Below are 22,539 nucleotides of genomic sequence, written 5' to 3'. Positions count from 1 at the left end.
TCTCAAATGACTCCTAAACAACAAGGTTTCTTCTTTCCTGCCGAATGGCACAATCACATAGCAACTTGGTTGACATTTCCTCATAACGACCATTCTTGGCAAGGTGATAAATTGGCAAAAATGTATCCTCAATATTTTCAACTTATTAAAGCAATTTCAAAAGGTGAAAAGGTTGGCTTGAATGTGAATGATGAAAAATTGCAATCTTTTATTTTGCAAGAATTAGACCGATATGCTATTGACGCAAATCAAATTGAAATTTTGGTTAGTCCAACAAACGATGCTTGGTGCAGAGACCATGGCCCTGCTTTTTTGATTAATCCAGAGACAAAACAGCGAATGATTGTCAATTGGGGCTATAATGCTTGGGGAGGGAAATATCCACCTTTTGACGATGATAATAATCTGCCTGTACAAATCGCTAAATATCGTGGATTGGACTACGTAACTCCCAATATCATTATGGAAGGTGGTTCGGTAGATTTTAACGGAGCTGGTAGTGTATTAACCAGTCGCTCATGTTTATTGAATCCGAATAGAAATCCACATTTGACACAGGCTCAAATTGAGGAATATGTTTGTAATTATTATGGGGTTGAACAGGTTCTTTGGGTAAATGATGGTATCGTGGGTGATGATACCGATGGACATATAGACGATACCGCCCGATTTGTCAATGAAGATACGATTGTAGCAGCTGTTGAATACAATAAAAATGATGATAATTATGAGGTACTCAATGACAATTTGCAATTGATGAAACAGATGCGTCTATTAAATGGCAAGCAATTGAACATCATTGAATTACCTATGCCAGACCCAGTAGTCATTGATGATTTTAGAACACCAGGTTCTTATGCTAATTTCTTGATTTGTAATGCAGGGGTTATTGTGCCAACATATCAATGTAAAAATGACGATATTGCATTAAATATTCTTTCTCAGTGTTTCAAAGACCGTCCAGTGATTGGTTTGGAAGCTACGGATATTATTTGGGGACAAGGAAGTTTTCACTGTCTTTCACAACAAGAACCCAGTGTGTAATTCAGAGAATAATGAATACATCATCCAAGAAATCTTATGGTAAATAAAAAAAATCAACGTAATTACATCGCTACTATCATTTTTCTGATGAGCGTAGCAGTATTATTTTCTTCCTGCAAAAGCACAAAAAATACAATATCGAACCAAGTTCAAAAACAAGATATTATTTCTTCAAAAGCCTTAGCATTTCAGGTTAAATCTTTGAAAGCTGTTGATTTGGAAGAAGATTTAACTTTTGCTGATGAAATTACGCTTACATATTCGTTGACGGCTGTCGATGAAAATAATAAAGTGGTTCAAGTTGCCAATGGTTCTTGGGGCGTTGAAAGTATGAAAAAAGGGCAAATTGCTTTGGAAGAAAGGTTTAAAGCTATCGAACTACAAATTCCGATAAAAGGAAAAGTATTGGCTTCGGTTATTTTAACAGAAATTGAAGATTATAAAAAGGCTCAAAGTACCGTTAAAAAAATTAATGAATTTGGCGGATTGGGGAAAATTCCAACACTTTTTATCGCTTTAGGAGAATATGAAACGCCTTTAGCCATTGTTTTTGCCAGTCTCCAAGCAGCTGGGATTGGTCTGAAAGCAGTTGAACATTTCGACCAAGACGATTTGCTCGGACAAAACACTTTTGACCTCAGTGTGAAAGCTCTTTCTGAAAAACAAAAAATATATCCAGTCAATTTAACTTTTGAAGGCGAACATCTAAAAAATAAATTCCGATATGAATTAACCTACGAATTAAAGGTTAGAGAAAAGAAAACAAATGATTAAAGTATAAATAAGGATTAGCTGATTTTCTAATTTAACATAGACTGTCTGAATAATTATTTGTATTTTTGCGACCCCAATACAATAAATCAACACACTAATTAGTTAAAAAATAATATCAGAACAATATAAAGAAAATTTTGTGTGAGAGCATTTCTGGTAGCATAATACGTTTGAAAATCCGCCCTTTCAAACATTAAGAATTAGAAAATATGACTTATACTCTTAGATTATTTTATACACTAACTGCTTGCTTTTTATTCAGTACCCTTGCTGTAAATGCTCAGAAAGAACCTTATGCCATTAAAATCGGCAATAGAATTATTACTCCAGCTGAACTTTCGCAAACTTATCGCAAACTACTCCAGAGCGATAGCGTAAAAAAAGACAATACCAAAGAATTTTTGGATAATTACATCAATTATAATTTGATGGTTTACGCTGCACAACGCATGGGTAAAGATACTACAAAAGCATTTCGTGAAGAGATTTCTGGCTATCGAAAGGAGTTAGCGACACCTTACTTAGTCGATAAAATCGTTCTTGAAAAATTAATTCAAGAAACTTATGAGCGTATGCGTGAAGAAGTAAGAGTGGCTCAGGTTTTTATTCCAGTACCTAATAATGCCAGTCCTGCCGATACAATGGCAGCTTATGACGATGTAAGAACGTTAAGACTTAGAATTTTAAAAGGAGAACCATTTGACCAAATAGCGAAAAATTATTCGCAAGATGCTAAAACCGCTGAAAAAGGCGGTGATATGGGTTTTATTGCCGTTTTAGAAAATCATTATACCTTTGAATCGACGGCTTACAATACACCCAAAGGAGAAATTTCACTTCCTTTTCGTACCGATAAAGGTTTTCATTTAATTAAAGTTTTAGAAAAACGTTCTTCAAGAGGAAAAGTGAAATTAGCCCACATTCTGGTAAGTGTACCTGCAAATGCCAGTGCTGAGGTTGCAGCTTCCGCCAAACAAAAAATTGAAGAAGCCTATAACTATCTTAAAAAGAATGAACCCTTTGAAGGAGTTTGTCGTGTTTTTTCAACTGACCCAAAAACAAAAGATAAAGGAGGTGTACTAAGTCGTTGGTATGAGGCAGGTACTCTAATTGATGAAAAAATGGCAGAAGCCGTCTTTGCTCTCAAAGATAAAGGCGAATACACACCTCCTATTCAGACTGCTTTAGGTTGGCATATTTTCAGATTAGTAGATAAAAAAGCTCTTTTGAAATTTGAAGAATTAGCTCAATTTATTCGTGAAAAAGTAACAGCCGATGCTTCAAGAGGAGCTGTTATTAAAGGAAACTTAGTCAGAAAATTAAAGAAAGATAATAATTTTCAAGAGTCCATTTCGGTTAAACAAGAAGCTTTTGATAGTTTTTATAAAGATAGAGTTGGAAGTGAAGACTACTTATCAAAAGCCATTTTCACAATTAATCAATCACCATCAACCGTTCGTGAATTTTATAGTTTTGTAACTAAACTCCAACGCCAATTAGCTAAAATTGGAGCTTTGAATGATAAGTCGGAACGTGATTGGTACAACTTATTTGTGGAAGACAGAATTCTACGTTACGAAGAGAGCAATCTTGAAATTAAGTATCCAGAATTCCGTACTGATATTCAGGATTTTAGATATGGGATTTTACAAAAAGAAATTCTTAATGAAACTGTACTCGAAAAATCATTAGACTCTTTGGCACAAATAAGATATTTCAATCAGAACAGTCAAGGGTATCAATACACGAATCGGGTATTAGCAAAACTTATCACTACTGACCGCAAAGAGACTATGGAGCAAGTAAAAACGGTTCTTGCCAAAGCTCCTTATCCGATGAACCGTCGTTTTCCTGATATTTATTTTGAAAAAGACAAATCTGATTTTTCAAATGATACGCAAAAAATGCTCTATGATTTGACTATTATTATGACAAGAAATAGGGATTTTACCATTGAAATTACAGGAAACTCAGATCCCGAAGAATCCGAAAGCATTTCATCTCAAAGAGCCAGAAAAATCGTTAATTACTTGATTAACAAAGGAATATCGCCGATGAGAATTATTGAGAAAGATGATGGAAAATACAAGCCTGTCTCTAAAACTGAACGGTCAAAGAATATGAGAGCAGGAGTAAAATTCTTTTCCAATTCAATGGAAGATGTAGTAAAACGCTTTAATGCACTCAAACCTGGAAGCCTCACCGCAGAAGAGCGTTATTTCAAAAAAGGAGAAAATGAATATTTAGATAATGCCAATTGGGTAGTGGGCGAGAGTAATTCAGAAAATAAAGGCAGACACGTTTGGTTAAATATTCAAAAAGTTGAAGAACCAAGAGCCAAAACATTCAAAGAAGCTCGTGGACAAGTAATGAAAGACTATCAAAAAGTATTATTCGATAATTGGATAAATCAATTAAAATCTAAATATCCAATAGATATTAATCAAGAAGAAATCAAACGTATATTAGATTAAAATTAGCATAGCCAACTTATGAAAAGTTGGCTATGCTTGTTTATAACACCTCTGACTAACTTCGTTCCTCCCAAACTACACAAAGATTTACAATAGTTTCCACTGCTTTTTCCATGTCTTGTACCGTTACCCATTCGTGTTTACCGTGAAAAGCATGTTCTCCTGCAAAAATATTAGGACAAGGTAAACCCATAAATGATAAGCGTGAACCGTCTGTTCCACCTCTTATACTCATACACTTGGCTTCGATGCCACTTCTCGTAATTGCTTCCATTGCGTATTCAGTTACGTGAGGAAATTTAACCAAAATCTCCTTCATATTTCTATACTGCTCATTAACTTCAAACGTAGCTTTGGCATTAGGATAAGCACGTAGAACTTCATCCAAAATAGCTTTTAAAACGGCTTCATGAGCGTGTAGTTTTTCAACAGTAAAGTCTCTGATAATAAAATCTATCACGGCTGATTCAACCGCCCCTGAGATATTCGTTGGATGAATAAAGCCTTCCATTCCCTCCGTTGTTTCGGGGGATAAAGTATTTTTGGGCAATTTAGCTATAATTTCGGCAGCTATCTTCAAAGCACTTTCCATTCGTCCTTTGGCAAATCCAGGATGCTGACTGACACCCGTAATTGAAATTCTAACACCATCAGCAGAGAACGTTTCGTCTTCCAATGACCCTAACGTTTCACCATCAATGGTATAGCCAAAATCAGCTCCTAATTTTTGCAAATCAACTGCTGCCGTTCCTCTCCCTATTTCTTCATCGGGTGTAAATAAAATTTTGATTGTACCATGCTTTATTTCAGGATGATTCATCAAATGATAAGCCGCATCCATAATTTCAGCTACGCCAGCTTTGTTATCCGCTCCCAAAAGTGTTGTTCCACTCGCAGTGATTAAATCATTTCCAAATTGATGAGTCAAATCTGGGTGGTCAGTAAGTCTAATAATCTGCGAATTATCATCTGGTAAAATTATATCTTGCCCCTGATAATTAGGATGTATTATAGGTTTTACCCCTTCTCCAGAACAATCAGGAGAAGTATCTACGTGTGAGCAAAAACAAATGACTGGTACATTTTTATCTGAATTACTTGGGATAGTAGCATAAACATAACCATAATCGTCTAAATGAGCATCAGAAACGCCTATTTCCAATAGTTCAGCTACTAATAAACTACTTAAATTTTTCTGCTTTTCAGTAGAAGGTTGTACTTCAGAATATGGGTCTGACTGTGTATCTATCTGAACGTACCTAACAAAGCGTTCCGTGACTGTATTATTATATTTGTTGAGCATTATTGTATTTTTTTATAACTCAATATTAGAATTCAATTACATTTATCAGTAAAGGTAACAATCCTTTAAATTTTCGTGTTTATCTTGCAACAAGATTTAATAAAAGATAAATGTAAATATCCAAAAATGGTATATTTTCAATAACTATATTAATTTTGCTAAGAAAAAAACATTAGAGCATCAAAAAGACGTTTTTTCTCTTAATTTCGTATCAACAAAATAAAAACATATTTTTTAAAGATAAAGCCCAATAATATATAGGTCATGTCAGAATTTGCAGAATTATCGTTAGGCGACAAAAAGTATCAATTTCCCGTAATAACAGGAAGTGAAGATGAAAAGGCAATTGATATTGCTAAACTTCGTGATGAAACAGGTCATATAACTATTGACTCAGGTTACAAAAATACAGGAGCAACTAAAAGTGCTATTACGTTCTTGGATGGAGAATTAGGAATTCTTCGTTATAGAGGTTATTCAATTGAAGAATTGGCTGAGAAAGCTTCTTTTTTAGAAGTTGCTTATCTTTTAATTTATGGCGAATTACCAACTACAGAACAATACGCTGAATTTGAGAATTCTATCAAAATGCACACCATCGTAAATGAGGATATGCGTAAGATTTTTGAAGGATTCCCTGTAAATGCTCACCCAATGGGTGTATTATCTGCAATGGTTTGTGCTATGTCAGCTTTCTATACAGGTGATAAATCAGGTTCTGACGAATTAAATATTATTCGTTTGATGGCAAAAATGCCGTCAATGGCTACTTGGTCTTACAAAAAATCACAAGGGCATCCAGTAAACTACCCAAATAACTCTTTGGATTATTGTTCAAATTTCTTGAACATGATGTTTGCTTTGCCAGTAGCACCATATCAAGTAAATCCAGTTGTTTCAACAGCATTGAATAAATTATTGATTCTTCATGCAGACCACGAACAAAACTGTTCTACTTCAACAGTGCGTTTGGTAGGTTCTTCTCATGCAAGTCTTTATGCTTCAATTTCAGCAGGTATTAATGCACTTTCTGGTCCATTACATGGTGGAGCAAACCAAGAAGTAATTGAAATGTTGGAAGCAATCAAAGCAGACGGTGGCGATACTTCAAAATATATCGCAATGGCTAAAGACAAAAATTCAGGCTTCCGCTTGATGGGCTTTGGACACCGTGTTTACAAAAACTTTGACCCACGTGCAAGAATCATCAAAAAAGCAGCAGACGATGTTTTGGCAGCATTAGGTATCAATGATCCAGTGTTGAAAATTGCTTCTGAATTAGAAGCAGCCGCTTTGAGTGATGAGTATTTTGTAGCACGTAAATTATATCCAAACGTTGACTTCTACTCAGGTATTATTTACCGTGCTTTAGGTATTCCTACAGATATGTTTACAGTAATGTTTGCGATTGGTCGTCTTCCAGGTTGGATTGCACAATGGAAAGAAATGAAAGCTAACAAAGAGCCAATCGGTCGTCCACGTCAAGTATATGTTGGAGCAACTGAGCGTGCTTACGTTTCAATGAGCGAAAGAGCTTAATATTTATAAAAAGATAAAAAGAGGTTGCCGTCAAAAGCAACCTCTTTTTGTTTATATCCAATCCAGTTTTATACATTAGGGCTTGATAATCTGACCGTTTTGTAAACTTGTTGCTATTTTGTATCTTTACAGATTATTATTAGGATAATTCCTGAATTTTCACTGACATTCCCTGAGAATTTAACCCAAGATTGCATGAGATTCACCAAACCATTATTATTTATTACTTTATCGTTATTAGTCTTTGTTAATGTACAGGCTCAGGTTGGGGAAAAATTTTATGGTAGAGCTTCTTATTACGCAGACAAATTTCATGGTAGAGCCACATCAAGTGGAGAAACTTATGACCGTGCAGAATACACTGCCGCACATCGAGAACTTCCCTTCAACACCATTGTAGAAGTTCTCAATACTTCCAACCATAGAACAGCAGTAGTAAAAATCAACGATAGAGGTCCATTTGCCTATAATCGTATGATTGACCTTTCATTTGCTGCGGCAAAAGATTTAGAACTTTTAGGCTCGGGCGAAGCAGAAGTAGAAATGCGAGTTATCGCAATGGATAATCCTGAATATACTATTTCAACATTTTATGCAGGAACTAAAGATGAATTTAGGCGTGAATTTCGTCAATATGAACCTATTGTCATTGATAAAAAAAATACGTCAAAAGTACCTATTGATACCTCTTTCGCTTCAACTATTACAGATGTGAAAAGTTTGCAACTAAAGCCCGTAACAGAAGCTTTCGTGATTGCTGACAGCTTAAAAAGAAAAAAAGCCGAAGGAGATAAAATGGGGTTTCGTCAACATAAATACATTAGGGTAATTAAGGATGGCGATGGGCGTTATCGTCTTGATTCCTCAATCGTTACATCACCAACTCCACAAGAAGTATATTCAGTTGCTCCACAAACCTCAAAAAACCCAACTTTTGAGCCACGACCAACCAGAGCAAAAACAGAGATAAAAGCATTAGAAGCCACTAATAATGATACTCAAAGCGTTATGAAAAGTGTTGAGGTCGAAGAAACACAATCCAATACTCAAATTAGTGGTTTTCGTCAACATCAATACGTGAGAGTTTATACAGATAGCGAAGGCAGAATTAGATTAGATACTACTCAAAAAGCTCCCGTACAATTGGCGAAAAATACGACAAATCAATCCAATAAAACTGAGGAAAAACCCAAAACCGTTTCACCAACTGCACCAACGACCTCTCAAGCAGTAAGTAACTCAAACAAAACTGAAGCAACTAAACCTAAAGAAATTTATCAGAATGGCTTCAGACAACACGCATATATAAAGGTATATCGTGATAAAGATGGCAAAACTAAATTGGATACCACAAGTTACGAAAAACCGAAATAAATCAATTCCTAAATTATTGACAGGTCTATTCAAATCAAAAGCGGCTATTTCTTTATCAGAAATAGCCGCTTTTGATGATTGGCAATTTGCACGCAACATTGGTTATACTACTTACGAATTCCAATTTCTTTCATCATCTCTCCTACTTTATTCACCATAAAAATTGAGGCTTCAATTTCGTCTTTTCTAATAGCAACACTTTCAATGTTAAAACCGAATGGAACTCCTTTTTCTGAACAATATTTAATTAATTCATCAGCAATGGTAATACAAACTTCAACTGACCTCTCTAATATATTTTCAGAATTTCTTAATTCTTCTTTCAATTCTTCTGGAATATGGATTCCTAACCATTCCATAAAATGAAGTGTTTTTATTGACCCACAGGCAGTTAAAGTAAAAATAAGCGTTGGAATTTCTATATTTTTCTCATTACAAGTCTTTGCTAAATCATCTACAACACGCTTTGCATAATCGACATTAAAGACACATTGAGAAATGAAATAACTTACTCCTGATGATACTTTATCCAAAATTCGCTGGTCTTCATCATTCAAAACGGCATGACGTTCTGGAATCATTACCGCTCCGATAACAGATGCGTCTTGATGTTTTCTCCATACATTATATGCTTCTGGCAAAGTAGTAATTGGCACAAAATCTGGAGCAGGTACACCCACAAATACAGGAGAAAAATTATGAGCAATCACATCATCAACCCAAACACCAAGTTCTTCTTGTGTAAATTTACTTGCAGGACGATAAATAATCTTGGGAATATTAAGTGAATGAAGATGGTTTTTAGCAAATTCAAAAGGGTCATGAGCCGACAAAAAAGGAAAAGGTCTTTCTTCAGTAGTACGAGCGGACTCATCTTGAACATCATAAACCACTAAGGCATCAATATCCAATGAGTGCAAACGAGCCAACGTTTTCTCTGCTATTTCAACAACTTTTTGAGGTTCAACTTGTGATTTAGGAGGCGTTATTCCGTACAATAATATTCCTGACTCTTTCGACTTTATTCTATCTAAAAACATAAATAATTTAATGTGATTGTGCTTACAAAGGTAATATTTTTTATTATTTATGACAAATCTATTTATTAGACCATTTAAAGTCAAATTATGAAGTAAAATAAATAATATTTAGACAAATTATCTATTTAATGATTCAAATTCACAAATTTTAATTAGTTGAATAGTATTTCACTCAAATAATTTTAAGTAATTCAATATAAGTCAATCCTGATTTGTAGGGCATAAAATCGAGATACATTTTTCATTGTGTATCTCGTAAACGAAATATGCCTAAATTTGAATAGTGACATTTAAACAAAATAACTCATCAACAATGAAAAAACTATTTCTCCTTTTTTTACTCATTTCCAACCTCACATTTGCACAGTCAGGTAAAGAAAAAGTTTTGGTAACAGATATGACCAAACTTAAACAAGTTGCCAATGTTGCTATCTCTCCCGACGGGAAACGTGCCGTTTATGCCCTTCGTACCAACGAACCAAATGAAACCGATAAATTAGATTTTGATTACAGAAGCCATTTATGGATTACTGATTTTCAGACAGTTAAGCAATTAACTCGTGGTACAGAAAGTGTTGGCGGAGCTTCTTGGAGTGCCGATAGCAAACAAATTGCCTTTACGAGAAATGTAAAAGGTAAATCACAAATTTTTATCATGCCTCTTGATGGTGGCGAAGCAGTACAATTGACAGACTTCAAATATGGAGCAAATAATCCGCAGTATTCGCCCGATGGAAATAAAATTTCTTTTTCAGTAAATGTTACTTTTTCAGAATTATTGAAAGATTCAGTCTTAAATCCGAGCAAAAAACTACCTTCATGGTCGGTAGAAAAAGCAGGATTTAAAAATAACGATTTTTTAAAAAAGGATAAAAAAATCAAGGCAAATCCAGATGGTTCTTTAGAGGAAATCAGAGCGTATTTAGATAAAGACGTTGACGATAAAAAAGCCAAAGTTTTTAGTCGTCTCAATTTTCAAGGTGAAGCCGTTACTGAGCCAGAAATGCGTTTCAATTTACTTTTCGTGATTGATGCTAAAGAAGGTGCAAAACCACAACAAATCAGTCGTGGGTTTTGGTCTTTTAATGGAGTAACATGGTCGGCAGATAGTAAAAAGATTTATGCAGTTTGCGGGCGTGATTCGTCACAACACCCTGACCGTGAACAAAATACATCACTTGTCAGAATAAATGCTGATGGTACTAACTTGCAAACGTTAATTGCAGAGAAAGGAATTTCGTATAGCAATCCTACCCTTTCACCTGATGGAAAGTCGATGATTTTTACGATGTCAAAAATAGATTGGTTAGGTTTTAACCAAACGCTGATTGCCAACGCTGATGGAACAAATGTAACACCAATTAGTTTTGACCGTGCCGTTAATAATTTTGAATGGACAGATGATTCAAAATTCGTCTATTTTGCGGCAAATTCAAACGGTGGAATTCCACTTTATCGCCTTGATATTACTACTAAAAAAGTAGAAAAATTAACAGATTACGATTCGGGAATTTCAAGTTTTGACATTGCCAAAGACCGTATTGTTTATGCAAAAACTGAGGTCAAAAATCCTTCAGAATTATATTCTGCTGATTTATTAATGAAAACCTCATTGAGATTATCTTCACACAATGATATTTTATTGAAAAACAAGGCTTTAAGTTTCCCTGAAAAGCATATTTACGTAAATTCTAAAGGTCAAAATGTAGAGTATTGGATTATGAAACCTACCAATTTTGAAGTAGGAAAAAAATATCCATTATTACTCAATATGCACGGAGGACCAACGGCAATGTGGGGACCTGGAGAAAACTCAATGTGGCACGAATTTCAATATTTCTGCTCGCAAGGTTACGGTATTGTATATGCAAACCCAAGAGGTTCAGGTGGCTATGGCAAAGATTTTCAATTTGCTAATTATCAAGATTGGGGAACTGGCCCTACCGAAGATGTTTTAGCAGCGGCTACCAATGCAGCTAAAGAATCATGGGTTGATACTGCTCGTCAGGTTATTACTGGTGGTTCGTATGCAGGTTATTTAACCGCTTGGATTGTTGGACACGACCATCGTTTTAAGGCAGCATTCGCTCAACGTGGTGTGTATGAATTGACCACTTTCATGGGTGAAGGAAACGCTTGGCGATTAACTCCAAATTATTTTGGTTATCCTTGGGAAGCAAAAGCGAAAGATATTTTAGAACGAGAATCACCTTACACTTACGTTGATAAAATTAAAACGCCTTTATTAATTAAGCACGGCGAAAATGATTTGAGAACAGGCGTGATTCAATCAGAGATGATGTATAAATCTTTGAAGATTTTAGGAAAAGAAGTTGAATATGTTCGTATGCCAGGAGGCACGCATGAACTTTCACGAAGTGGAAACGTACGTCAGAAAATTGACAGAATGTTGAGAATTTATGAGTTCTTTGAACGATATATTTTTTAGTAACACAGACTTCAGTCTGTAAATATACTTTTACAGACTGAAGTCTGTGTTACCAAATTTACATATCTAAATATCTCATTAGCATATCGTATCGTTCACGGTCAGGAGCTTCAATGGCATCAAAATTATATGCCCCTACAATGTCGTAACTATATCTTTCTAAAGTTGCTACTACGTGCGTAATATCTTTTCGATTCAATTTTAAGGTCAATACATCCTTCATATCGTCAGAAGAAGTACCGCTTGTATAATACGAACTAATAATCTTTGTATCGTTAGATTCAATAAGACGACTAATTTCAGCTAATGAATAACTTCTATTTTCAACGGCAATTTCAATAACTGCACCCATTTCTTGCGTACCTAAATTCTTTGAAAATTGATTCAATAATTCATTTACACTGATTGTTCCCGAAAATTTTCGTTCGTCGTCTAAAACAGCAACTGCTTGTAAATCGTGCTTTTGGGTAACTGATAATATTTCAAAAAGATGCTGATTCTCGGAAACCGATACATTCCCAAATTCGGGTTGCAGAGCTAATAATGGCAAATCTTCATCAGCATCCAATAAAGTATCATGACTTATTAATCCTCGATATTCTTGTTCATTTACAACGGGAAGTTGTCCTATTCTGTATTCTTCCATCCAGTCCATTACCTCTCCGACCGTATCGGTAGATTTTAAAACTGGCAACATAGGATTAATGAAGTCTTTTGCGAACATATTGTTGATTTGAAGTGGCAAATTATTACACTAAATTACTGATTTTCAAATAATTTCCAAATTATTATTAATTTGAACTTAATGAATAATGATAAGCGTTCTTTTGCCTTACACGTTACTCTTAGACCATAACTTCCGTGTGAATCGGTGTTTTTTCAAGCCATCCGTCTAAAATTTCGTTAAATCTTTCTGGACGCTCCATCATAGGGGCATGACAACATTTATCAATAAAATGTAATTCAGAATTTTCAATGAGCCGATTAAATTCATGACCAACTTGTGGCGGAGTGATTGTATCATTAAGTCCCCAAACCAAAAGTGTTGGTACTTTTATATTAACAACCTCTTTAGACATATTGTTCCGTTGAGCAGATTTTGCAATGGAAATGATACGAATAACCTTAGAAGCTGTGTTAGTGATGTCAAATACTTCATCAACTAATTCTTTGGTGGCAGTAGCTGGGTCATAGAAAGTATATTCGACACGTTCTTTGATGTAAGCATAGTTTCCACGCTTAGGATACGAACCACCCATTCCGTCTTCAAAAAGACCTGAACTTCCTGTAAGCACCAATCTTTTTACTTTTGATGGATTTTTAAGGGTATAAATCAATGAAACGTGTCCGCCTAAAGAATTACCTAAAAGGGTTAATTCATCATAACCTTTCCAATCTACGAATCCCTCAATAAACTCACAAAGTCCTTCACAACCTGCTTTGAGAATTGGCATTTCATAAATGGGCATCATCGGAATAATAACTCTATATTTCGACTTAAAGCCTTCAATTACACCAGCCCAGTTACTCAACGCCCCGAATAAACCATGAAGAAGTAATAATATTTCACCTTCTCCTTCGTCGATATATTTATAGCCGTTTCCTTCGTGAATTTGATATTTCATAAATTTTAGTGTTTTGAGAATTTGTGGATGACTTAGTAGTATTTTATATTGATTGTAATTAATAATCACCATTTTAGTATCAATATATACTTAATAACGGTTTTATACTATTTTAGTTCAATTCTAATTTTAATACAAAATAATAAAAAAACTCTGAAAAATATGTTATTTCAATGTTATGAGTTTTAAGAAAATATTAAATTTTATTAAATAGCAGTTTAAATAATCAATCAATTAGCTGAAAATCAGACTTTTAAACAAAAACCTAATTCTTTATATTTTTCTTTAAATATGGCTTTATAAAAGTAACGAAAACAAAAAAAATAGAATGTTAGCTAAATGACAATATTAGAATAATACTATTTTCCTTTATTTTGTACTAATGAAATATTATACCATTAAAAGTTCCCTAAAATAAAAAACCTCTCGAAAATATTTCGAGAGGTTCACTTTATAAAAATATTTTAGTACAACTACATCAACTTGTTCACAATATCTTCCACTGAAACTCCTTCAGCTTCAGCTTTGAAGTTTCTGACAATTCTATGACGAAGTACGCCCATAGCAACAGATTTAACGTCTTCAATATCTGGAGAATATTTGCCGTTTAATAAAGCATTACATTTTGCGGCTAAAATGAGATTTTGTGATGCTCTTGGCCCTGCACCCCATTCCAAATATTTATTCGTTATTGCATCTGCGGATTCAGTATTTGGACGAGTTTTATGTACTAATTTCACAGCATATTCAACTACGTTATCTGCCACAGGAACACGTCTTACCAATTGTTGATAAGCTAAAATTTGTTCTCCCGAAACCTGTTTCTGCACTTGGTATTTTTTCTCAGAAGTTGTACTTTTCACAATATCTAACTCTGCCTGATAAGAAGGATAATCTAATTTTACCAAAAACATAAAACGGTCTAATTGAGCTTCTGGAAGTGGATATGTACCTTCCTGTTCAATTGGGTTTTGAGTTGCCAATACGAAAAATGGCTTATCTAAAGAATATTTTTGTCCAGCCACTGTTACAGCATATTCTTGCATCGCTTCAAGCAAAGCAGATTGTGTTTTGGGTGGAGTACGGTTAATTTCATCGGCAAGGATAATGTTTGCAAAAATAGGTCCTTTTACAAAGCGAAAATTACGCTCATTATCCAATGTTTCAGAACCAACAATATCTGAAGGCATTAAATCTGGCGTAAATTGAATCCGATTAAAATCTAAATCTAAAGCACCCGCAATGGTTTGAATCAGAAGGGTTTTGGCTAAACCTGGAACACCTACTAACAAACAGTGTCCTTGACAAAAAATAGCGGTGAGCAACATTCTAACGGTATCTTCTTGACCGATAACTACTTTCCCGATTTCGGCGGTGAGTTTTTTATAAGAATCTTTCAAAGCATCTACTGCTTCAACATCTGACTGGTATTGAGCCATATTTTTTAATTTAGGATTTTATAGTAAGCGAAAAGCGATTTGCGAAAAGCGAATGCCACAGTTAATTGATTTAAAGTTGTTTGTTTTTCTTGTAACTATAATGGAAATACAGCATTAATATTTCAAAATGAAAGCTAATTATCTAATGTTCAGTAGCCAACAAGCTTTTGCTTTACAAATATAAAAATTAAAGTGTCAGGCATTGCTACCTGACACTTCATATTACTAAACAAAATTATTGCCAAAAGTTATTACGGTAAACAGTTATCAGTAAACAATTAATATAAAGTGTTAAGTAGATATTTATGTCTCCTAATTATGTCTTTACAAAAGACTAATAATCAACAGATTACTGTTTACTAATAATTAAAAACCTTTACCGTTCATTAGTTTTCATGACGTTACATTCTTTGTATTCATCCACGATGTAAATGAAAACATCATTTTTGGCTTTGGCAAACCATTTTTCAATGGCTGTATTTTTCTTTCTATTCAATGTATAGTTTGATAATCTTTGAAAATCATCCTGCAAATTAGCAAAATGAGGAGGATGTTTTGCTTTGTAATAAAGAATTCTCATGGATGAACGTCCATCCTCTGTACGATATGACATTGGAGCTGAAAGTGTTCCTACTTTCATAGTATCAATCGTGAAATATAAACCTGATTCCATTGTGCCGTCTAATGGCATTCTGATTGAACGAGACTGAGGATCAGTCAACATTCCACCTGCATCTTGAGTGGCTTTGTCTTCCGAAAATTGCTTTGCAGCTTTCTCAAATTTTAAAGTATCTCGTTGAATTAATACACGAACACTATCCAAGAAACGTGTCGGCTCAGTCACATCAAGTCTCTGATAATCAGGGCGAAGAAGAATATGCAAAGCGTGATATTCTTGTCCACGAGTTTCTAACAATTTAATTAAGTGATAACCAAATTCAGACTCTACAACGTCAGACATTTGATTTGGCTTCATCTTCAATGCTGCTGCTTCGAAAGGTGCAACCATTTGTCCACGTTTAGCAAAACCAAGATCTCCTCCACGTTTCCCAGAACCTAAATCTTCTGAATAAAGTTTGGCTAAGTCTTCAAATTTTTCTCCATTTTCAACTCTCTTTTTATAGTCTAACAGTCTTTTATAAAGTTCGTCTTTCTGGGCTTTAGTGGTTTTTGCCATTCTAATAATTTGTCCAACTTCTACTTCCGAAGGTAAATACGGTAAAGAGTCTTTAGGTATTTCTTCATAAAAACGTCTAACTTCCTTTGGTGTAACTTTTACTTCTCCCGTAATTTTTTCTTGCATTTTACGAGTTGTCAATTGTTCCTTGATAGCCGAACGGAGTTCATCTTTCAGTGAAGAAATAGTCTTTCCATAAGCTTCAACGATATTTTTTGTAGAGCCAAATTGTTGTTCCATTTGCTCCATACGAGAAGTCAATTCTCCTTCAATTCTTTTATCTTCTACCAAAACAGAGTCAATTTCTGCTTTCGCTAACATTAATTTACCAACCACAAGGCTTTCTAATAATTGGCATTTGGGTGGAGCAGGTTGCTGACTTTGTGCATACTGTTGTAACTGAGCCTCCAATTCGGATTTCAGTAAGTAGTAATTATCGACTTTCGCAATGATTTTATCAAGCACCACAGGCGTTTGTGCCGTCAATGACTGCTGGAATATAACCGATACGATGAGTAGTAAAAAAAGATTTTTCAGGAATTTCATGTACAAAAAATTAATATATTTAAGCGAAAAGCGACTTGCAAAAAGCAAACAACAACTGTTTAGTAAATAAAAAATTGAATTTTATATTCTTTACAAATCAGAATACTTTTAGTATAACACGTAAAGATAACGCTTTTTGTGGAGTGGATTGGTATGATAGCTTAGTTAAAAAGTGTTAAGTATTTGATAGTTTATGAAGTTTCAAGAGAATTAATGAAATTGAAAACTTCTTTATGGAAGATTTTAAAACTCTCCGAACGACTTTCAAGATAATCAAAGTCTAATTTCATTGACAGCTCTTCAACAATTGGGTTTGACATTTGATTGGTAGCCCTTGCACTTCCATAAAGAGCTATTTTAGCATCTTTTCTTGGCTTAGATTCCAATGACTCATTCTTCGTAGAAGAAGGGTTTTCCAACTTAATTTTGATATACCAAAGCCAATGCTCAATACATTGAACAGGAATCATCAGGAAAGTTTTATCGTGAAAATTAGCCGACAACTGACTTTTCATTACCTTTATTTTATCCTTAAATTCATGATTTGTAAAAGTATCTAAATCTCTTCCAACAAAGAAAATATCGTGTTGATAGTCCACAAAACCTTCTTGCACTGCTTCTGCGAAACGGGCATCAACCTCTGATTTATTTCTTCCTCTGAATTTATAAGTAAATAATTCGTCAAAGTCAAAAATAAGTTCTTCTGATTTTCCCAGATGTAGCACTAAAAGTTCAAGATAATTTGCCAAGAAGATACGGTGAGCTTCATCTTCTCCAAAATAACCATATTTTAAAATTCTCATCTTGGTACACCTCCTATAAAACCTGTAACCCAATGAGAACCCAAAGACTCTACGAATTTAATTCTCGGTAAATCATTCGCATCCATCTTTTCATTTGAAGGTTCAATAATATCTTTCAATAAATTTTTTACCTGCGTGGCTCCTTCTTCGTCTTTATCAAAAACAAAAACAGCTTCGGGAATATCCTCAAATTCATCCAAAACTCGTTCGCTGTGGGTTGTCATAATTATTTGAATATCCTTATCCTCCGCTAATTGAAAAATAAAATCCATCACTTCACGAATACGACGTGGATGAATCCCTTTTTCGGGTTCTTCTAATAATAATAGCTTGGGTGGATTGGGCTGATGAACGATGCAGAGAAGAGCGAGAAAGTATAACGTTCCTTCTGAAAGCTCATCAGCCCAATAAGTTACTTTATTATTTGCATCAAAAAGCCCAAGTCTTTTGAATGTCTTATCTCCATAAATTTTATATAAATCATCATTTTTTTGAATTTCTACATTCTCAAATCTCAACCCAGTTAATTCTGGAATACATTTATTCAAATCATTTTCAATTACTTTGAAATTCTCAGGATATTCATCTCGAAGTGTATCTAAAAAAGCAATTAGATTTGAAGCATCATTACTTACATGAGACTGATTAGGTAGTATTGGAAATGACTTTTGAAGCTTATTAGGGTCTGGTTTATAAATTTCTATATCATTAAATATTTTTTTGAAATAACCACATATATAATCATCATCAATTAAAATATCATCTTCCTCATCAATAATAGCATCAGTTTCAAAATCACGATTTATCAAACAGACAGCTTCGCCAGAAGATATAGACTTTCCATTATTACCAATATTAAGATAAAATTCATTAGAAATTTCAAAAAATGTAGAATAAGTATAACCATTTAAAATACGAAAATCAAAAACCATCCTCTCAGCCTTAGCTTTCAAAAAAAAATCATTCTTTCTAATTATTGAGTCAATATTTGAAATTTTATGAATTGATAAATCTGATGAAGGATCAACTTGATGAAAATATTTAGAATAATCATCAATTAATAGTTTAAAACTCTCTAACGCCTTCAAAAAATTACTCTTCCCAGAGTTATTGGGTCCGATGAGAAGATTTACTCTTTGGAGTTCGAGCGTTACGTCTTTAAGGCTCTTAAAATTCTGTATGCTAACTTTTTGTAACATTTGCTTGGTTTTTATCTACACAAATTTAACCATCTTTTTCAATTATTTTCTTCCACGATACGCCCGCAGCTTTTCCCAAAATTTCTTAAACATTTTCTCCTTGTCTATTTTCACATAAACATTTACTTTATGCTGATGATTTTCGGGTGGCGTTTTTACGGTTTTTACTTTGGCTAAGTCGGGAGAAAGATAGGCTTCTACCAAAGCTAAATCCCAAATAATACGGGTTTTATCATCTGGGTTTGATTCTACCCAACGTTGTTTAAGCAATTTCTCAACTGGATATTTTGAGTCTAAACGAGCATAAGTATCTTCACGCTCAAAGGTCAGAACTTCGCAAGTTTGAGCGGGCATAATTGACCATTCAATGTCTGGATTATTGAATAAATAGTTTACCGCATTCAAATCTCCTCTGATATTAAATTCGTTTTTATCCCAAATTTTCTCTTTCGCATCAAATCGCATTCCCATACAGAAAAGACGTAACTTCTTGGCAATATTAGGTTCAAGGGCTATTGCTGAAGCGATATTAGTGGCGGCACCAATAAAAAGCACGTCTAATTTTTCACCTTCGGGCAAATTTTGCACAACCTCAATAAATTTCGTAGTCATTTCCGACGGTCTGGGTGTATCGCCTCCCCACGCCTGCCCCATTGGGCGTTCAGCTCCCATTGGATGCGGTAAATTCATCATACCAAAAGCCTGCAAAAGTTTCTCATTTTCCTCCTGACTCAACTTCACAGTATTAATGCCCTTCGTTGGATATTGATTCCATTTATCAGAGGTCATCAAATCAACATTCATAAAATGGACGGAACTGACACCCATAATTTCGTATTTATCGGCATCCACTAACAAACGAGTTAGGGCAAAAATATCGTCCATTTCATTCGCCATGTCGGTATCAACCCATATTTTTTGCTTTTGTGCAATCACATTTGGAGTAAAATAAAAGAAAGTAAGTAGCGAGAATAAAAATCTGGTAATGGTCATTTGTTTTCGGAATTATCTACTATTTGTCGCAAGACAAAATTAGACCACGGATAGAACAGATAAAACAGATTTACACTGATTTTTCTTTAAATTTATCCGTGTAAATCCGTTGAATCAGTACAATCTGTGGGCTAATTTTATTCTGCGACAAATTGTAGATAGTTCCGTTTGTTTTTTTGATAATTTTTGTTGAAGAAAAACGAAAAGCGAATACTGTTAACATTAAGTCCATTATTCGCTTTTCGCTTCTACTTATTTTAGATATTTTTTAAAAAAATCAATCGTGCGTTGCCAAGCCAATTTTGCGGCAGCTTCGTTATATCTGGCAGCCGAAGTATCGTTATGAAAAGCGTGGTTCACGCCTTCGTACATATACAATTCGTAGTTTTTGCCATTCGCTTTCAAGGCCTCCTCGTATTCTTTTGCACCTGCATTTACTCTTTCATCAAGGCTTGCGTAGTGTAATTGTACGGCAGATTTTATCTTAGGAACATCGGCAATTGCGGGTTGACGACCATAAAAAGCGACGGCAGCTTTTAAATTTGGCACGGCAACGACTAAGCTATTTGCCATTGCTCCGCCCCAACAAAAACCTACACAACCAATGTTTCCGTTTGAGTCTTTTCGAGAAGGCAAATAATCAAAAACCTTGATAAAATTGGCTAAATTATCTTCTGCTTTCAATTGTGAAAATGCCGTTCTTGCTTCGTCTTCGTTGGCAGGAACAGGATTTGCCATTGACAAAGCATTTGGTGCAATTGCCAAGAAACCAGCCTGTGCCGCACGGCGAGCAACGTCTTCGATATGAGGAGTTAAACCACGATTTTCATGAATAATGATAACGGTTGGATACGCCTTCATTTCCTTCGGACGAGCCACATACGCTTTCATTTCGCCGTTGCTTCCTTTGTAAGTCACCATTTCTGTAAATAATTCATTCTCAGAAACTTGAGCAATGGCATAATTACTTTCTAAAGATGGTAAAATCGTTAAAGCAGCCGTCATTCCACCCGTCAAAAGGCTTAACTTTTTCAAAAATTCGCCTCTTGAAAGTGGTTTATGCGTGTATTCGTCGTACAGATTAATAATTTCTTGTTTCATTTTATTTGTGTTTTGGAATAAAAATATTGAGCGAAAAGCGATTGGCAAAACCTCTACAAATCAGTGTAAATCTGCCAAATCCTTAAAAATCTGTGTTTTATCTCGTCAAACGATAAATTAGCAGTGCTGTTCGTTGAACCAATTTGGGAAATTCTTTCATATTCATAGTTTCTCCTGGTGCATGAGCCCCTTTTCCCGATGCACCTAATCCATCTAAACACGCTACATATTTAGCAATGTAAGAAATATCCCCTGCTCCTCTCGACCCTGGGTCACCTGCTTTTACTTCGCCAAAACCCAAATCTAAACTTACTTGATTCAATACAGCTAAAATTTTCTCATTTTCAGCGGTTGGTTCCATTGCAGGAATTCCATCTTGGAAAATAATTTCTGCTTTAGTTTTATTCAAATTTTTCGATACAATTTCACGCATTTTTACCCGAGCTTTTTCTTTTTGTACTTCTGTCAAAAATCGTAAATCGCCCGTTACACTTACTCTTGGAGAAATAATATTATCCTTCCCGATGGCTTCTTTATTATCGTTAATCTCAGAACCGCCTACAATTAAACCTGGGTTAAAGGTTAAATACTTTTCATGGCTCATTTGTTCTCTAAAATCATTCAAAATTCGGGCGGCTTCGTAAATTGCTCCGTAACCCGCTTTTTGACTAAAAACAGTTGATGAATGTCCCATAATTCCTTTGACATTCAATTTCCAACCACTTGAACCACGACGAGCCGTTGCAACGGTATTCAAGCCAATCGCCGTTTCAAAAGCTAAAGCAATATCACATTTTTTGGCTCTATCAATAAAATCTTTGCGACTTACGCTTGTGGGTTTTCCAGAACTTTCTTCGTCTCCCGTAAAGTAAATCGTCAAGGAAGTATCATCTAATAATCCATTGTCTTTCAAAGATTTAAGAGCGGCTAACAAAACGACATCGCCACCTTTCATGTCACTAACTCCTTGTCCCGTCACCGTCGAATCATTCAGATACGTGTAAGGGGTGAAAGACATGGCTTTTTCAAAAACCGTATCTAAATGTCCAATCAAAAACAGTTTTTTACCTTTTGTTCCCTTTCGTTCAGCTACTAAATGACCCGCTCTATTGAGTGAATCTGGCAAAGAAATCCATTCCGTTTTAAAGCCTAAATCGTCAAATTCTTTTCTAAAGATAGCCCCAACTTCTCGTACACCTTCATGATTAAGTGTTCCACTATTAATATTGACAACTTTTTTCAAAATTTCCTCCATTTGGGGCATTTGAGCATTGACTTGGGCAATAATTTTGGTTTCAGTCGGACTTAGTTTTTGAGCAAAACTCCATGTAGTTGATGACAATAAAAGGAATAAAGGTAGAATTTGTTTTTTCATGATAAATGCTTCGTTATTGATGAAATGATTGGTTAAAAAGAAACTACTTTAAATTACGACATTATCCTGATTTCAGTGCCATTATCACTCAAAAACATAAAAATCAAGACAGAAAATTAAATGATAAATCGTATTTTGTGAGACTAAAATAAAAATCTAAGATTTTCATTTATATCCAATCATCTCTTAAATCCTGATAACGTTTAATTTGGCAGATTACGCTCTAAAAGTTTACGCTTTTAGTAGCTTTTTCATTTGTAATCTCTGAGCCAGACGTTATTAAA

At 34.7% G+C, this 22,539-nt stretch carries 17 protein-coding genes; 6 read left to right on the top strand and 11 right to left on the bottom strand.

The features are described from left to right. The first annotated feature begins 6 nt into the window (after positions 1–6). The 3 genes from VB796_RS07875 (at position 7) to VB796_RS07865 (ending at position 4,292) form a co-directional block, all read left to right on the top strand. Positions 7–1,044 (top strand): agmatine deiminase family protein, encoded by a 1,038-nt coding sequence (locus tag VB796_RS07875; protein ID WP_323345976.1) that lies wholly within the window; start codon positions 7–9, stop codon positions 1,042–1,044. A 36-nt stretch (positions 1,045–1,080) separates the two neighbouring features. Further along, positions 1,081–1,818, top strand: coding sequence for a hypothetical protein (locus tag VB796_RS07870; protein WP_323345975.1), 738 nt, complete (start codon positions 1,081–1,083; stop codon positions 1,816–1,818). 209 nt (positions 1,819–2,027) lie between these two features. After that, on the top strand, positions 2,028–4,292 hold the full coding sequence (locus VB796_RS07865) for a peptidylprolyl isomerase (protein ID WP_323345974.1): 2,265 nt from the start codon (positions 2,028–2,030) through the stop codon (positions 4,290–4,292). Between the two features lie 55 nt (positions 4,293–4,347). Here VB796_RS07865 and pepT read toward each other — a convergent pair whose 3' ends face one another. Further along, positions 4,348–5,595, bottom strand: coding sequence for a peptidase T (pepT, locus tag VB796_RS07860; protein ID WP_323345973.1), 1,248 nt, complete (start codon positions 5,593–5,595; stop codon positions 4,348–4,350). 264 nt (positions 5,596–5,859) lie between these two features. Between pepT and VB796_RS07855 the strand changes: the two genes are divergently transcribed. Continuing rightward, positions 5,860–7,134, top strand: coding sequence for a citrate synthase (locus VB796_RS07855; protein ID WP_323345972.1), 1,275 nt, complete (start codon positions 5,860–5,862; stop codon positions 7,132–7,134). 195 nt (positions 7,135–7,329) lie between these two features. After that, entirely contained in the window at positions 7,330–8,508 is a 1,179-nt protein-coding gene (locus VB796_RS07850; protein WP_323345971.1) for a septal ring lytic transglycosylase RlpA family protein, read from the top strand. 107 nt (positions 8,509–8,615) lie between these two features. Here VB796_RS07850 and VB796_RS07845 read toward each other — a convergent pair whose 3' ends face one another. Then, positions 8,616–9,548, bottom strand: a complete 933-nt coding sequence (locus VB796_RS07845; protein ID WP_323345970.1) for a methylenetetrahydrofolate reductase — start codon at positions 9,546–9,548, stop codon at positions 8,616–8,618. A 313-nt stretch (positions 9,549–9,861) separates the two neighbouring features. Here VB796_RS07845 and VB796_RS07840 point away from each other — a divergent pair, with 313 nt between their 5' ends. Next, positions 9,862–11,997, top strand: a complete 2,136-nt coding sequence (locus tag VB796_RS07840; protein WP_323345969.1) for a S9 family peptidase — start codon at positions 9,862–9,864, stop codon at positions 11,995–11,997. A 58-nt stretch (positions 11,998–12,055) separates the two neighbouring features. Here VB796_RS07840 and VB796_RS07835 read toward each other — a convergent pair whose 3' ends face one another. The 9 genes from VB796_RS07835 to VB796_RS07795 form a co-directional block, all read right to left on the bottom strand. Next, complete coding sequence (locus VB796_RS07835; RefSeq protein ID WP_323345968.1) at positions 12,056–12,721, bottom strand: CBS domain-containing protein; 666 nt, start codon at positions 12,719–12,721, stop codon at positions 12,056–12,058. A 121-nt stretch (positions 12,722–12,842) separates the two neighbouring features. Then, on the bottom strand, positions 12,843–13,622 hold the full coding sequence (locus VB796_RS07830; protein ID WP_323345967.1) for an alpha/beta fold hydrolase: 780 nt from the start codon (positions 13,620–13,622) through the stop codon (positions 12,843–12,845). A gap of 473 nt (positions 13,623–14,095) precedes the next feature. Further along, positions 14,096–15,061: a MoxR family ATPase gene (locus tag VB796_RS07825; RefSeq protein WP_323345966.1), complete on the bottom strand. Its 966-nt coding sequence runs from the start codon at positions 15,059–15,061 to the stop codon at positions 14,096–14,098. 376 nt (positions 15,062–15,437) lie between these two features. Continuing rightward, positions 15,438–16,784, bottom strand: coding sequence for a peptidylprolyl isomerase (locus VB796_RS07820; RefSeq protein WP_323345965.1), 1,347 nt, complete (start codon positions 16,782–16,784; stop codon positions 15,438–15,440). Between the two features lie 191 nt (positions 16,785–16,975). Next, positions 16,976–17,587, bottom strand: a complete 612-nt coding sequence (locus VB796_RS07815; RefSeq protein ID WP_323345964.1) for a hypothetical protein — start codon at positions 17,585–17,587, stop codon at positions 16,976–16,978. Continuing rightward, positions 17,584–18,786, bottom strand: coding sequence for an AAA family ATPase (locus VB796_RS07810; RefSeq protein WP_323345963.1), 1,203 nt, complete (start codon positions 18,784–18,786; stop codon positions 17,584–17,586). The genes VB796_RS07815 and VB796_RS07810 overlap by 4 nt, the downstream gene beginning before the upstream one ends. Positions 18,787–18,828: 42 nt before the next feature. After that, positions 18,829–19,779, bottom strand: a complete 951-nt coding sequence (locus VB796_RS07805) for a nucleoside hydrolase (protein WP_323345962.1) — start codon at positions 19,777–19,779, stop codon at positions 18,829–18,831. Positions 19,780–20,031: 252 nt separating this feature from the next. Next, complete coding sequence (locus VB796_RS07800) at positions 20,032–20,880, bottom strand: dienelactone hydrolase family protein (RefSeq protein WP_323345961.1); 849 nt, start codon at positions 20,878–20,880, stop codon at positions 20,032–20,034. A 97-nt stretch (positions 20,881–20,977) separates the two neighbouring features. Next, entirely contained in the window at positions 20,978–22,255 is a 1,278-nt protein-coding gene (locus VB796_RS07795) for a M20/M25/M40 family metallo-hydrolase (RefSeq protein WP_323345960.1), read from the bottom strand. Between the last annotated feature and the right edge of the window lie 284 nt (positions 22,256–22,539).

It is taken from the genome of Arcicella sp. LKC2W (assembly GCF_034931005.1).
Lineage (GTDB): Bacteria > Bacteroidota > Bacteroidia > Cytophagales > Spirosomataceae > Arcicella.
Note: the sequence above shows the minus strand (reverse complement) of the source record. Positions and strands in the feature narration are given on the sequence as shown.

What these genes read in the sequence shown, in the direction of transcription:
- VB796_RS07810 (WP_323345963.1), bottom strand. Translation starts at nt 18,786, where the DNA reads ATGTTACAAAAAGTTAGCATACAGAATTTTAAGAGCCTTAAAGACGTA.
- VB796_RS07825 (WP_323345966.1), bottom strand. Translation starts at nt 15,061, where the DNA reads ATGGCTCAATACCAGTCAGATGTTGAAGCAGTAGATGCTTTGAAAGAT.
- VB796_RS07875 (WP_323345976.1), top strand. Translation starts at nt 7, where the DNA reads ATGACTCCTAAACAACAAGGTTTCTTCTTTCCTGCCGAATGGCACAAT.
- VB796_RS07845 (WP_323345970.1), bottom strand. Translation starts at nt 9,548, where the DNA reads ATGTTTTTAGATAGAATAAAGTCGAAAGAGTCAGGAATATTATTGTAC.
- pepT (WP_323345973.1), bottom strand. Translation starts at nt 5,595, where the DNA reads ATGCTCAACAAATATAATAATACAGTCACGGAACGCTTTGTTAGGTAC.
- VB796_RS07805 (WP_323345962.1), bottom strand. Translation starts at nt 19,779, where the DNA reads ATGACCATTACCAGATTTTTATTCTCGCTACTTACTTTCTTTTATTTT.
- VB796_RS07815 (WP_323345964.1), bottom strand. Translation starts at nt 17,587, where the DNA reads ATGAGAATTTTAAAATATGGTTATTTTGGAGAAGATGAAGCTCACCGT.
- VB796_RS07850 (WP_323345971.1), top strand. Translation starts at nt 7,330, where the DNA reads ATGAGATTCACCAAACCATTATTATTTATTACTTTATCGTTATTAGTC.
- VB796_RS07855 (WP_323345972.1), top strand. Translation starts at nt 5,860, where the DNA reads ATGTCAGAATTTGCAGAATTATCGTTAGGCGACAAAAAGTATCAATTT.
- VB796_RS07800 (WP_323345961.1), bottom strand. Translation starts at nt 20,880, where the DNA reads ATGAAACAAGAAATTATTAATCTGTACGACGAATACACGCATAAACCA.
- VB796_RS07830 (WP_323345967.1), bottom strand. Translation starts at nt 13,622, where the DNA reads ATGAAATATCAAATTCACGAAGGAAACGGCTATAAATATATCGACGAA.
- VB796_RS07795 (WP_323345960.1), bottom strand. Translation starts at nt 22,255, where the DNA reads ATGAAAAAACAAATTCTACCTTTATTCCTTTTATTGTCATCAACTACA.
- VB796_RS07835 (WP_323345968.1), bottom strand. Translation starts at nt 12,721, where the DNA reads ATGTTCGCAAAAGACTTCATTAATCCTATGTTGCCAGTTTTAAAATCT.
- VB796_RS07820 (WP_323345965.1), bottom strand. Translation starts at nt 16,784, where the DNA reads ATGAAATTCCTGAAAAATCTTTTTTTACTACTCATCGTATCGGTTATA.
- VB796_RS07865 (WP_323345974.1), top strand. Translation starts at nt 2,028, where the DNA reads ATGACTTATACTCTTAGATTATTTTATACACTAACTGCTTGCTTTTTA.
- VB796_RS07870 (WP_323345975.1), top strand. Translation starts at nt 1,081, where the DNA reads ATGGTAAATAAAAAAAATCAACGTAATTACATCGCTACTATCATTTTT.
- VB796_RS07840 (WP_323345969.1), top strand. Translation starts at nt 9,862, where the DNA reads ATGAAAAAACTATTTCTCCTTTTTTTACTCATTTCCAACCTCACATTT.